The sequence below is a fragment of the Neptunomonas concharum genome, from assembly GCF_008630635.1.
Taxonomy (GTDB): domain Bacteria; phylum Pseudomonadota; class Gammaproteobacteria; order Pseudomonadales; family Balneatricaceae; genus Neptunomonas; species Neptunomonas concharum.
The window spans coordinates 3,384,377-3,397,564 of the sequence record NZ_CP043869.1; the positions used below are offsets into that span (position 1 = coordinate 3,384,377).

Annotated in this window: 12 protein-coding genes; 4 read left to right on the top strand and 8 right to left on the bottom strand. The window is 47.2% G+C overall.

What is annotated here, in order from left to right:
- Nucleotides 1-3: 3 nt before the first annotated feature.
- The 4 genes from F0U83_RS16135 to F0U83_RS16150 are packed head-to-tail and all read right to left on the bottom strand — an operon-like array spanning nucleotide 4 to nucleotide 2,795.
- A complete protein-coding gene (locus tag F0U83_RS16135) occupies nucleotides 4-603 on the bottom strand; it encodes a hypothetical protein (protein WP_138988065.1) in 600 nt (199 codons plus the stop codon).
- Between the two features lie 51 nt (nucleotides 604-654).
- The gene (locus F0U83_RS16140) at nucleotides 655-1,491 is read right to left on the bottom strand and encodes a fumarylacetoacetate hydrolase family protein (protein WP_138988064.1); all 837 of its coding nucleotides are present in this window, start codon (nucleotides 1,489-1,491) and stop codon (nucleotides 655-657) included.
- 18 nt (nucleotides 1,492-1,509) lie between these two features.
- Nucleotides 1,510-2,136 (bottom strand): DUF2799 domain-containing protein, encoded by a 627-nt coding sequence (locus F0U83_RS16145; RefSeq protein ID WP_138988063.1) that lies wholly within the window; start codon nucleotides 2,134-2,136, stop codon nucleotides 1,510-1,512.
- A 38-nt stretch (nucleotides 2,137-2,174) separates the two neighbouring features.
- Nucleotides 2,175-2,795, bottom strand: coding sequence for an arylesterase (locus F0U83_RS16150; protein ID WP_138988062.1), 621 nt, complete (start codon nucleotides 2,793-2,795; stop codon nucleotides 2,175-2,177).
- Here F0U83_RS16150 and F0U83_RS16155 point away from each other — a divergent pair.
- The gene (locus F0U83_RS16155; protein ID WP_138988061.1) at nucleotides 2,794-3,483 is read left to right on the top strand and encodes an ABC transporter ATP-binding protein; all 690 of its coding nucleotides are present in this window, start codon (nucleotides 2,794-2,796) and stop codon (nucleotides 3,481-3,483) included. The two genes, F0U83_RS16150 and F0U83_RS16155, sit on opposite strands and share 2 nt — an antisense overlap.
- A gap of 2 nt (nucleotides 3,484-3,485) precedes the next feature.
- Complete coding sequence (locus F0U83_RS16160) at nucleotides 3,486-5,942, top strand: ABC transporter permease (protein ID WP_138988060.1); 2,457 nt, start codon at nucleotides 3,486-3,488, stop codon at nucleotides 5,940-5,942.
- A gap of 11 nt (nucleotides 5,943-5,953) precedes the next feature.
- Here the strand turns inward: F0U83_RS16160 and F0U83_RS16165 are convergent, their stop codons facing one another.
- Nucleotides 5,954-8,812 carry a DUF748 domain-containing protein gene (locus F0U83_RS16165; protein WP_138988059.1) on the bottom strand — a complete coding sequence of 953 codons (2,859 nt, stop codon included), beginning with the start codon at nucleotides 8,810-8,812 and terminating at the stop codon, nucleotides 5,954-5,956.
- A gap of 292 nt (nucleotides 8,813-9,104) precedes the next feature.
- On the opposite strand from F0U83_RS16165, the gene F0U83_RS17360 reads away from it, so the two are divergent.
- Nucleotides 9,105-9,230: a hypothetical protein gene (locus tag F0U83_RS17360; RefSeq protein ID WP_276469562.1), complete on the top strand. Its 126-nt coding sequence runs from the start codon at nucleotides 9,105-9,107 to the stop codon at nucleotides 9,228-9,230.
- Between the two features lie 70 nt (nucleotides 9,231-9,300).
- Here F0U83_RS17360 and rpiA read toward each other — a convergent pair whose 3' ends face one another.
- Nucleotides 9,301-9,972 carry a ribose-5-phosphate isomerase RpiA gene (gene rpiA / locus F0U83_RS16170; protein ID WP_138988058.1) on the bottom strand — a complete coding sequence of 224 codons (672 nt, stop codon included), beginning with the start codon at nucleotides 9,970-9,972 and terminating at the stop codon, nucleotides 9,301-9,303.
- Nucleotides 9,973-10,136: 164 nt separating this feature from the next.
- Here rpiA and ilvA point away from each other — a divergent pair, with 164 nt between their 5' ends.
- The gene (gene ilvA, locus F0U83_RS16175) at nucleotides 10,137-11,654 is read left to right on the top strand and encodes a threonine ammonia-lyase, biosynthetic (RefSeq protein ID WP_138988213.1); all 1,518 of its coding nucleotides are present in this window, start codon (nucleotides 10,137-10,139) and stop codon (nucleotides 11,652-11,654) included.
- Here ilvA and F0U83_RS16180 read toward each other — a convergent pair.
- Both F0U83_RS16180 and F0U83_RS16185 read right to left on the bottom strand, forming a co-directional pair.
- The gene (locus tag F0U83_RS16180; protein WP_246077807.1) at nucleotides 11,646-12,641 is read right to left on the bottom strand and encodes an RluA family pseudouridine synthase; all 996 of its coding nucleotides are present in this window, start codon (nucleotides 12,639-12,641) and stop codon (nucleotides 11,646-11,648) included. The two genes, ilvA and F0U83_RS16180, sit on opposite strands and share 9 nt — an antisense overlap.
- Nucleotides 12,638-13,138, bottom strand: coding sequence for a hypothetical protein (locus F0U83_RS16185; protein ID WP_138988057.1), 501 nt, complete (start codon nucleotides 13,136-13,138; stop codon nucleotides 12,638-12,640). Before F0U83_RS16185 ends, F0U83_RS16180 begins: the two co-directional genes overlap by 4 nt.
- Nucleotides 13,139-13,188 lie beyond the last annotated feature (50 nt).

Here is a 13,188-nt window from a genome sequence, read left to right on the forward strand (position 1 = left end):
TCCTTAGGATCCTTGCTTCTTTGGCTTAATTGAATTGATATGTAGGGTTTCGTGCTCATGAATACGAGGAGGCATAGCGTATAGGTCAACCTCTGATACACTTCCCTCTCCAGTAGAGGAGTCCCCTGAAATTCGATAGATAAGACCACTTTTGACATCTCTGATGGTGCCCAAATATGAGCTATCAGTGACAGTTAACGTCGCTATTACGCCATCACCACCTTTGAGCCGCCCCAGTAAAGACACAGATTTTTCAGAGTGATAATTAGCTCTATCAATCACCACACTAAACCCAAGATCGTCAAACACTCTAAGCTCAAACAGTGTATTTTGGAAAAAAGAAGGTCGTTCCTGTTGCTGCTCAAGATCACTTAACAGTGCTGGAGCGGCTCCCGCCGGCAACAACAGTGATGTATTCAACCGAATAGCTCCCGTTCGTTTTATGTACGCAGGTTGTGGTTTCGTAGCTTCAGTCTCACCACTTAAGGTCGACTTCAATACAGGTGCTGGAGTTATTAGCGTGACAGATTCTTGCGCAAAGCTTGTAAAAGCCACTGTACATAAGACAGATAGCAACAGCCTTTTAGTGATTGAGAGCAACATACTTCTTTCCCTAGAAAAGTGTGATTTTATTAAATTCTAAATCATAACACCCTATTCGGCGACAATAGGGTTACTTAACACCCCAAGGCCACTGATCTCGACTTCGATCAAATCTCCCGGCTTCATATACAGGCGAGGCTTGCGTTTTACGCCAACACCACCTGGAGTACCGGTTACGATTACATCCCCTACGGAGAGGGTACAAAACGTTGAGATATATTCTATTAATGCGGGCACATCAAAAATAAGGTCGCTAAACGGCGCATGTTGCACCTGCTCGCCATTGAGACGCGTTGTGACGGTACATGATGACAGGTCTGGCATTTCATCAGGAGTGACCATCCAAGGACCAAAGGCACCAGTGGCATCAAAATTTTTACCCGCTGTAAACTGTTGGGTATGCATCTGCCAATCACGAATACTCGCATCGTTGTAACAGCTATAGCCTGCTACATGCTTAAGCGCATCTTCCCGCTTAATATGACGCCCTCCTTGCCCGATAATAACCGCAAGCTCTCCCTCAAAATCCAGCTTCTCAGAAACATTCGGCCGCACAATAGCCCCTTGGTGTCCAACCTGAGTAGAACTAAAACGGGTGAAAAGCACGGGATGTTCCATCTCCGGCATACCTGTTTCTATACGATGGCTCTCATAATTAAGCCCTACACAGAGAATTTTTTCTGGATTGGGTATTACCGGAAGAAGCTGCACGCTCTCTAAAGCATAAATAGGGGCATTCTTTAGCATGTCAGGTACTTGGGGCAATACGGCTAACAAACTTTTTAGATCAGGGATCGTCGGATCGACTAAAGAGAGATCAATCACCGTAGTAGGCGTCGCAACCCCATAGGCGGCCCGATCCCCTACGAGAAAGGAGGCTAGTTTCATTGTTTCTCCAACATTATCTTACAAAGGACTTGCTTGCTGTTTGCGATCATATTCCATCTGCCTGATCAGTATACGATCCTGAGCATCCCGTGCATCCTGACGCAACCAAAAAATTTCACGATGATGTTCGCGAATTTCCCTTAATAAACGCTCGCGTTCGGCTTGGGTACTTTTATCACTGACCAACTGATCCTCTTTACGCTTAATTTTACGCTCGATTGATCGAATTTCACCTTCGGCACTTGATAAAGAGGAGCGTAAATCAACCAGCTCATCACGAATCATAAAAAGTTCATGACCAGGGTTATACCCTTCAAGAAATGCCGCTTCTAGCGATTTAGGGCAGATGCCTGAATAAACACCTCCCTTTTTGCCAAAGTAAAACCCACTTGCTCGCGTACAAAACTGTTGTAAGCCTTGCTCATAACCCAAAAAATAGGCCTCGCGATTGGGAACCACAGAGAATTTGGCACAATCTGCTCGATACTCATCTAAAATAGCAGAGTGCTCTCCCTTTGACGCGTCCGCTTGCCCAATGATCTGCCAGTCGGCTTGTACACACTCGGCTTGGTTCATGGTGCTACAACCACTCAATAGCAATAGCAGACTTACAGCAGCTAATAAGCAATGTGATCTTTTTTTCATAAGTTACCTTTTTAAAACATCAGCTTACGCAAGCCGCTTTATTCTGTAGGATATTCATCCAAAAGCGGCTTTAAGAATGGCCATACATTTTCAAGCAAGTAGGGCTGAGCTTGTGCATTAGGGTGTAATCCATCAGGCTGCATCAGTTGTCGATCCAGCGCCACTTTATCCATTAGAAAAGGGACGCGACTGATCTGATACTCTTTTGATAACGTATCAAATAAATCGAAAAAGCGATTTGTATAAGCCGGACCATAGTTGGGCGGCAAACGGACCCCCACTAACAAGGGTATAGCGCCATGAGACTGGCTAAGCTCGATCAGCGTACGTAAATTGCGCTCAATTAAGGGGATTGGCGTGCCTCGCAGACCATCATTTGCAGCAAGCTCCAGAACTATCCATTGCGGCTGGTGTCTTTCCAGAAGGGCAGGCAGGCGTGTGATGCCGCCTTGTGTCGTTTCGCCACTGATACTGGCATTAATAACTTTGACATTGGGATACTCCTCATCGAGGCGCCGCTCAAGCAACGCCACCCACCCTTGAGAGGGTTGTAGCCCATAAGCGGCCGACAAGCTATCCCCCATCACCAATAGGTTTGCGGAAAAAGCAGAACTACTGAACCATAACAGCAACAGTGGCAAAAAACGGATATTAAACATGACTCAACCGATCTCTTATGCAATCGAGGCCAACGATCTCGCAAAAAGCTTCTCAACTCAAGGTGGAGAGATCAGTTTATTTCGAAATCTCAGCTTTCAGGTTCAAAAAGGAGAAAGCGTCGCCATCATTGGCCAATCTGGTGCAGGAAAATCAACATTACTGAGCATTATAGCCGGGTTAGATACGCCTTCAAAAGGGAACGTCAGTTTGCTAAACACACAGCTCCACAACCTCTCAGATAAAGAGCGCGCGCAATGGAGAGCCAACAACATCAGCTTTATCTTTCAATCCTTCCACTTACTTCCTGAGCTGAATGCCCAAGAAAATGTGCAGCTGCCATTAGAAATACGTGGTGAATCAGAAGCTGCTGACAAAGCAGCCAATCTACTCACACAGGTAGGCTTAGAAGGCAGACAAACGCACTTCCCGTCACAGTTATCAGGGGGGGAGCAGCAACGCGTAGCGATTGCCAGAGCATTTGTAACACAACCCTCGATTCTTTTTGCCGACGAACCCACCGGCAATCTCGACTCAGATACGGGCCAGAAGATTATCGATCAGCTGTTTACATTGAATCAGCAAACCCAAACCACGTTGATCCTTATCACCCATGATGCAGCCTTGGCCGCGCGCTGCCAACGCCAGTTTGTGTTAGATAAAGGCCAACTGGCCGAGAAAGAGGTTTAGCTATGATTGCAAAGATGGCCATTCGCCAAAGCAAAAGCCAATGGCAGCGACCTGACTGGAAGGCGTTATTGCTGTCTATTTTTTTAATGACCAGCCTTTTAACACTGTTAAACCTCACCGCTGAACGCTTGCAAAAAAGTTTAGTGGTCAGTGGTGCAGCGATGCTCGGAGCTGATTTAGTGCTTAGTAGCAGCCGCCCTTTGGAGGAACAGATTGAAGCGTCATTAATCACGTCTGGGCTATCCACCAGCCGAGTTACCCAGTTTGCAACCATGGTCAATGCCGGTGAATCGATGCTTCTATCGTCGGTTAGAGCGGTCAGCTCTCCGTATCCGTTACGGGGAGAGATCACAACCCAAACCTCTTCCCCCACCCCGCTTCCCTCACCCGGCAGGGTCTGGGTGGAACCTGCCGTGCTAGAGCGCTTGAATATTGCCGTCGGCGACACCTTAAGCATCGGTTACCAAGACTTTCTGATTGATAACGTGTTTCTCAGCAGCCCTGATCGCGGCAGCGGCTTTCGAAGCTTTAATCCACAAATCATTATGCGAGAAACGGATCTGGCGTCCACACAAGTTATTTCTCCTGGCAGCCGCGCCCAATACCGCTTGTTAATTTCAGGTACTCCCCAAGCCATTGCAACAGCGGAGCAAACACTAAAACCGACACTAGCAGACTGGCAACGGCTTTACTCTGCGCATGGTGACCAACCCACAACACAAAACTCGCTCCGCAATGCATCCAGTTATCTCAAGCTGAGTGCTTTAATGGCGGTACTCATTGGTAGTTTTTCTATATACCTTAGCCTCAGGCGCTTTGCGCAAGCACAACAAGCTCGCACAGCTTTACTGATGAGCTTGGGACTATCTCGTTACCAGCTGTTTCAGCTGTTTTCGCTGATACTGGGCGCAGGGTGGCTTATGGCAGCCATACCCGGCTCGTTACTTGGCTGGATAGCCCATGAATTTTTAATGTCGAGCCTCTCTGATTTACTGCCGCAGCCACTGCCTTCCATCAGTGTGTTAACCGCTATCAGTAGCCTGTTATTGTGCGGATTACTCATAGCTGCCATTGGCATCGCTACTTTACTACCGCTAGGTGGAACAACGGTACTTAGCTTAATAAAATCGTCAGAAGATCACGCATCCACCGCAAACCCTATGCTGAAGTGGGTTTTGGCGGCCTTAATTGTTATTGTCACGTCTTTCTTTGTTCCTTCGCCTCAACTGGCGCTAGTACTCACCCTAGGTTTGCTGCTCTTTGGCGGGCTAGCAGGCCTTGCCGTTCAACAGTTGATAAAGCTCTTTAGTCAACAACTTGTCCGCTACGCGACCCCGATACCGTTGCTGGCACTACGCATCAAACAACAACGCCATTGGCATCGCGTCCAAGGAGGTGTTCTATCGCTCCTGCTTGCTCTGATGACCGTTATCCTGTTTGCTAGACAAGATCTGTTAAGCGACTGGCAAGGCCAGCTCCCAGAAGACACGCCAAACCAGTTTGTTATCAATATCCAGCCGTGGGAGTCGGCCAATGTTTCCCAATGGCTGCGTGATGCCGATGTAAAAGCACAGCTTTATCCCATGATTCGTGGACGTATCGAAGCCTATAATGGCACACCTATCGATAAGGCGTTCAACACTGAGCAACGACAGCATAATACCCTAAACCGAGAGCTTAACTTGACATGGAGTGATCAGTTCCCAGCCCACAACCAGCTTATCGAAGGCGAGTGGCGTTTAGATGCAAATGCCATTTCGGTAGAAGCGTCTATGGCACAAGAGTTAGGCCTACAGCTTGGGGATCAATTGGATTTTCGAGTGGGAAGCGAACTGTTTAAGGGCACCATTACCAGTTTGAGAAAAGTAGAATGGGCGTCGTTCAGACCCAATTTTTATGTCATCTTTTCTCCGGGCGTCATTGATCAGCTACCGGCAACCTATATTACCAGCTACCGAACAGGAGAAGGGCAATCTCACCTGTCAGGCGAATTATTGAAAGCCTTCCCAACCCTAACGCTGATTGATATCGAGCAACTGCTAAAACAAGTACAAAACCTAATTAACACCCTCAGTGATAGCGCCTCATTGATTATGTTGTTAACGCTACTCAGTGGATTGGTGTTACTCATCACAACGCTGCAGCAAGATTTAGCCAAACGTCAGTATGAAGTCGCCCTTCTGCGAACCTTAGGTGCTTCTGCACAACAGACACGACAGCTGGATACCTTTGAATACCTACTCATGGGGCTCAGCTGCGGGATAATAGCAACCTTAATCACTGAGGCTACCCTGCTGCTGATCTACCAACAGTGGCTGAAGCTTCCACCTCAGCCCCATGTGATTATTTGGTTTATGCTGCCGATGATTGCGACATGTTTGTTTGGTGCAATGGGATTTCTTAGCCGAAAAGCCCTATCCCTACCCGACAGTTATCATCTTTTAAGAAGTAAAGGATGATGGCTTACTGACTACAGTCCCAACATCACTCCCGGTTTCAGCTCTTTATTCTCAAGGTCTGGAACCGGGAAGCACGTGAACAAACGATCCTTGATCAATCCACGCTGTAAGAGCAGGCTCAACACCTGCTCGCCTCGATCGGAGGCTAACTTCTGCAACTGTTCAGCCACTTTCACCTCCAATTCAGCCGGTGGTAGAGGCTTATCAGATTCGTTGTTTGCCTTTTCCAAGGTGGGCAACAAAGCCAGCCGGTCATCCATTACAGCATTACCACAGATGTTTAAACGCAGTCCTTTACGTGCATTCATCATCTCTACTATTTTTCCTAAATAACCCTCAGCCTCTGGTAGCATCTGATCACTGCCAGCGGTAAAGGCGACGGGAGCCAAGTTGATAAAAGCACCCGATTCATTCGCAGATATAGCAGAGCTGGCAATACTAATTAGCGCACCATAAGGCTGTAATGCTTTTGTCAGGAAACCAAAGGCCGCTTTTTTCAAACCTTTGCTCGCTAAGCGATTAATGACGCTTTGATAGCCAAATTTAGGATCATCTAAAGAGCCCTCTACCGGAACATCCAATACAATATTGCCGTCTGTATCCTGCAATACAGCAATCGCGGTACCTAAAGGCATACTCAGCGTTTTATTGAAGTTAGCCGTCTCTTTACTATTGGCAGGCTGTACTTCCAGTCGATTCAGCACGATATGATTTTCGCCCGACAACACACCTTTTTTCAGAGCGCCTTTGCTGGTAAAGTCCATTTGCCCACTTTGCAAGTAATAGCCAATAAACTTACCTGAATACGGGCTAACTACCGGCAGCTCAGCATTTTTCAATGATAAACTCCAATCACCGTTTTTCGCCCCACCAAAGAGGTTAATTTGTCCTTCTGCGCCTAGTTGAGCATGCTTATTGATCGTGGCCTTCACCGAAAACGGGCTTAACTTACTTGCAGCCGTGTCGATATTGGCGATCATTAGGTTCGAGATGTCTAACGCCGACTTAAAGGTCGGCTTAACACTTTGGTCAGTTACGCTGATTCCATTTTTTCCAATCATCTCAAATTTGCCAATAGACGTCACAAACGGCTTAGCATTAACTGACGGCTTAGCCGACTCAGGGGTTACTTGTGTTTCGCCTGCAGATAACGCTGCCGTCAGACGTTCAATTTCCAGCAGTGACTGCTGTTTCGATACCGTTAGCATCGTTTCACTACCTGACAACTTAATAGCGTTGATCTTTAACTGATTTAGCTCTTTCAGGCTCAACCCAGAGACAGACAGCTTATCAATCGCTGTCATCGGTTTCGCCCCTGTTGGCTGATTAACCACGACGCCAGCAAAATTTGCCTGATCCAGAGTAATCTGTTCTTGGCGATAGTTCAGGTTTTTCAGAATGCCGTTGTCTAAGGCTAAAACCTGTAAAGGTCGCACCTGCGTTACTACATTTAACCCTTTCAGATCCGCGTTAATCGCCTGCACCTGCGGCTGATCCGGCTTCATCTTATCCAGCACACCACTTAGCGTGGCTGACTCTAGAGTAATAGCAACATTCTTCTGCTGTTCTACCGTTAGCTTAGTCAGCTCAATCCCCGCTTGGCTGCTAATACTTGATAAGACTCCCCCCTGCCACGCCAAGGTTAACGGTGCAGATACCGTCAAGTTTTCGCTGTTAAGCTGTAGATTCGGTTGTGAGAACAGGAGTTTAGAAACGCCTAAATCAACTGTCGTTTTTAGCTCTGTCGGAGCGCCCTGAGCAAAAGCGATTGCAAGTGGCCCTTGTTGCGCCACACTATCAGCTTTTATTGTCATTCCGCTTTGCTTAACTTCCAGCCCTTTCACATCGAGCCGTTGCGGCCCTTCTATGCGACTTAACTGCGCCTCTTTAAAACCCAAATTGAGCTTACCCGCCCAATTTAAACCACCGATCAGCGCTGATAACTGCTCTTTCAGTTTTAACGACAAGCCCTGACTGGTAACTTTACCTTCGACATCAATGGATTGGGGCGCACCTTGCGCCAATATTACGCTCCCCTCTCCTGACCAATTGACTTGTTGGTCGGTAATGATAACGCTTTCATCTTTCCAGTTAAGACCATCAAGTTGCACAGTACCTTTATGTTTCACTGAGCCGTCCAAACCCTTTAGATCCAGCTCAACCTCCAAGTCTGCGGTAAGACGCCCCTGAAGCTGCGGTGCCGAATATTTAAGTACGCTTTCCAAGGGGAATTGATCCAACTTCAGGTGCAACACTGAACGTTTCTGCTCAGGCAGCGGCGTTGCTTCAGTATTAAGCTCCACTCGTGAACCATTTAAGACACCGTCAAGCGTGATCTGCGTTGGCTCATTTTCATTCCATTGTGCCAGCCGATTTAAACGAGCATTATCAATCACCCAGCTCTGTTGCTGCTGCGGCAGGTTGAGTGACCACTGGATCTGCTGTAGTTGGACATTTTCAATCCCAACACGCCAATCCGTTGGTTCTGATGCCTTTGGTGGCGATTCTTCGTTCGTTTGCAGCTTAGATAGGTTAATCGGCCCTAACCAAAGATCATCGCCCTGTTGGTGTAAACCACTTTTCACCTGATCAACTTCCAGCGCTTTAATCAACACACGCTTATCCAGCAAGGAGGGATAATCTATCGCTACTTTAAAGCGGCCAATATTCAGAGGCGGCGTATCTCCCCCTTTCGCCTTTAAAGACTGAACTTCAATGGAGCCACTTAGCCAACGTACATCTAACGCTTCAAACGAGACCGCTTCTGCACCCTGTTTTTGTAACCAAATGACAACCTGATCCCGAATGATATAAGGCAAGACATGTAAACTGAGCAATAAAAAAACAATCAATGAGATAACAATTTTCATACGCTGACCTAGTAGAAGCCCTTTCGTTGAGAAAGCACCGAAACAGATTAAAAAACGATACTTCTATTTTAAACAAGCTTGCCTGATAGCTACCTGAATACCGATAAGACAATAACATACTCTAGGTAAGTCACTTCAACCACAGGATTCAACTCAGCGACAGCTATTCCAAAGTATCATCACAAACTATACGGTTATTCCAAAAAGCTATAAAGCCCGATAAACAACTGCTAAAATCGCATGATAACAAATACAGATCTATGCAATTTTAAATTTGAAAAGGGTGAATATCATGGCTCAACATGACGAGAACTTTCGTGACACTTCAGGCTTTGGCTGGATTGTTATTAATTTAGCTGCGCTTGTGTGGGTAACGATGCCTGTCAGTATTGCGCTAACTCAAATAGTGCAGTGGTAGGGTCTTGCTTGCTAGCAAATCTACGAAAAAGCCGCCTCTTAGTGGGCGGCTTTTTAATTAGCTAGAGTGCTTAATTTTTTAGCGTCTCCACCCCTTCCGGGGTTGCCATCAGCACTACATCAGCACCTCTATTGGCAAATAATCCGTTGGTAACCACACCTACGAGGTTATTCAGCTTAGTTTCCAACGCTTTAGGGCTCAGAATATCCAGATCATAAACATCTAGAATCACATTTCCATTGTCGGTCACGAAACCTTCGCGATATTCCGGTACCCCTTGTAACTTAACCAACTCACGGGCGACATACGAACGCGCCATTGGAATCACTTCAACCGGTAGCGGAAAATCCCCTAGGATATCAACCTGTTTAGATGAGTCCACAATACACACAAACTCTTTAGCAACCGCCGCTACGATTTTCTCACGGGTCAACGCTCCACCACCGCCTTTAACCAGGTTTAGGTGCGGGTCAAATTCGTCAGCCCCATCGATATAGACATCCATTTGGTTAACTTCATTTAAGTCATAGACCTCAATACCGTGGCTTTTTAGACGCTCAGCCGTTGCTTCCGAACTGGCAACTGCTCCATCAAAAAGATGTTTAATCTTTGCTAGCTCGTCAATAAAGCAATTGGCAGTGGAGCCTGTGCCTACACCAACAATCGAGTCGGTATTTAGCTTTGGTCGGATATACTCTACAGCCGCCTGAGCAACAGCTTGCTTCATTTCATCCTGTGTCATGGGGTCTCTAGTCTCTTATTTAGGAGTATTTGTGTAAATTATACGCTCATTCACCCTGACTGGTAGACGAAAAGCGCGACAACTTGTAGGATTTCTGCCTCTTCTTGCACATTCAGTCGACAGAATTTGTGCAAGCCATCTGCTCATTAGATCGAATTATCATTATGCCGCACCGATATATAAAGAAAATACTCGAGGCACGCGTTTATGACGTTGCTGTCGAGACACCATTGGATAACGCCAAAGGCCTTTCTGAGCGCCTGAATAATCGTGTCCTATTAAAACGCGAAGATCAGCAACCGGTTTTCTCTTTTAAGATTCGCGGCGCCTATAATAAGATGATTCAACTCAGCGAAGCAGAGCGTGCTTGCGGCGTCGTTGCCGCTTCAGCGGGCAATCATGCCCAAGGGCTCGCTATGGCAGCTCGCCATCTCGGCGTGAAAGCCACTATCGTCATGCCTAAAACCACCCCTGATGTCAAAGTTAACAACGTCAGACGCTTAGGCGGCAAGGTTGTACTGCATGGCGATGCGTTTGATGAGGCTTCCGCCCACGCACAAAAGTTGGTTGCAGAAAAGGGACTGACATATGTTCACCCATTTGACGACCCTGATGTTATTGCGGGGCAAGGCACGGTGGCCATGGAGATCTTGCGCCAAGAGTCTGGTCCGATCGACGCTATTTTTGTCCCCGTTGGTGGAGGCGGCTTGATCTCAGGAATCGCAGCTTATGTAAAGTACCTGCGCCCTGAAACCAAGGTTATTGGTGTCGAATCAGAAGATTCTGCCTGTCTGGCTGCAGCTTTAGAAGCAGGTAAACGCGTCACGCTCTCTCAGGTTGGTATTTTTGCTGATGGCGTGGCTGTTGCGCTGATTGGGGAAAACACCTTTGAGATCTGCCAACAATTTGTAGATGAAGTGATCACTGTTAACACCGATGAGATTTGTGCCGCCATCAAAGATATCTACGACGATACCCGCTCTATCTGCGAACCCGCCGGGGCGCTTGGCGTTGCAGGGATGAAAAAATATGTCGCCCGCGAAGCCTGCGAGCACAAAACCTTGATCGCCATCGATTCTGGAGCCAATGTTAACTTCGACCGTTTACGCCATATTGCGGAACGTTCAGAGCTTGGGGAGAAGCGCGAAGCGATTATCGCTGCAAAAATTCCCGAGAAGCCAGGCAGCTTCAAAAAGTTCTGTACAGCTTTGGGCAGGCGTAACATCACCGAATTTAACTATCGCTACAGCGACGATAATTTAGCGGTGGTATTTGCTGGCATACAGATCAAACCCAACAATGACGGAAAAGAGGAGCTGCTCGAAGAGTTACGGGAGCATATAGAGGAAGTCGTAGACCTAACCGATGACGAAACCGCTAAGTTGCATGTCCGTTATATGGTAGGGGGACATGCACCCTCAGCTGTTAATAACGAGGTGGTCTACCGCTTTGAGTTTCCTGAACGCCCGGGCGCGCTGATGAACTTTTTAAGCAAGCTGGGTGGCAAATGGAATATTTCCATGTTCCATTACCGTAATCATGGGGCAGCCTACGGACGCGTACTCGTTGGGATGCAAGTGCCTCAAGAAGAGCGCGATCAGGTAGCTATGTTCTTAAAAGAGATTGGTTATAACTTCTGGGAAGAGACCGATAACGCGGCGTATCAACTGTTCCTAGGGTAACCCCTGCTGAACACGAGAGGAGGTCACTGTGGCCTCCTCCAAATCATCCTTCCTCAGCAACAAGGCTTCGTCTAACTCCAGAGCAACCGCTTCCAACAAATGATGCTCTGCCCCTAACGCGGCATAATCCTCAGCCGTGAGCGCTGCACAAAGCCGCTTGAGATAATATTTCCCACCCAAACTATATATTTTATCCCCCACGATGGGATGGCCTAAATGCGCCAAATGAGCACGAATTTGATGCTTTCGTCCTGTAAAGAGATCACACGCTATGAGCGACCTTCCATCTAAACGCTGTAATACACTGAAAGCAGTTTTGCTAAATTTAGGCTTGCGATATAGCGCCACATCATCAGGATCAACTACATACATCTGACTTCGAATGAGACTATCCTCTTTCTCTGACAACAAACACTCCAGTGTCGTGCTATCCCAGACCGGCACACCCTCTACCCACGCATGGTAGCGCTTTTTTACGATAAGGCGATCCAGCTGTTTCTTCCACTTTCTGTCCGCAGAACTATGTTTGGCAATCAGTAGTTCACCCGAGGTTTCTGTATCCATTCGATGTAACAACTGAGCTTCGCCATAAGGCGTTTCACGGCGAATCAAGGAGATAAGGGTATGATAGAGGTTACGCGTTGTTCGACTCACAGGCAGTAATGGCGGCTTATAAACTTTCATTATTTCATCGTTCTGCCAAATCATATGCCAGCCTGTATTCACCGGATCTTCATAATGATTAGGTAGATCGAGGGTCACCTTTTGACCCTTCCTCACAGAGTGCGTTGCAGGCACGATTTCGCCTTCGATACGAACGTTTCCCTTTTCGCACAGCTGTAATAGCTGCAGTCCATGGTGTTGAGTGACACGGCAGGTCAGAAATTCAAACACTGTACTTTGCGTATCTGAAAACACCGTAAAGGCTAGCCTAAAGCAGTCAACCTCCCCTACAAGGCTAGGCTGTGCTCTTTGCCCAGCGATCAAGGCATCTCCGCAGAGTAGGCAAAACTCTCCTTAGAAAAAGCTTGGTAGGTAAACACCAGCAAAGAGGTAAGCCCCCAAACTAAGCCCGTCACTACCCCCAGATCAATAATCCCGCGCCAAGGTTGCTCAAGTTGGTGTACAAGAAGGACAAGCATCAAGATACCTAAAGTGAGGCAGTAGGTAACAATCATCCGCTTTCTGACAATTGAGAAGAACCCCATACAAAACAAAGGGGCGAGAACAAAACGTACAGGGGATACATTCTGTGATAAGTACAGCGCTCGAGCAGCAACGCGGGGAGACCACGCTTTTTGGAAGCCACGATACCCCTCGGCGAATCCCATAAACAGCACACAAAGAGCAAGCGCCAGCCAGTGATACCATAACAGCTCATAATTGAATGTTTGCCAACCAATGGAACTCAACCGGTAGATAGCACTGCCCAACAGCAAGCCAATACCCGTAATTCCCCACAGTGCCGCCATATAACCCAACACGTTCGTATCTCTGCTCTAAACAATGAAAGTTCCATATTGTACCAACTCTG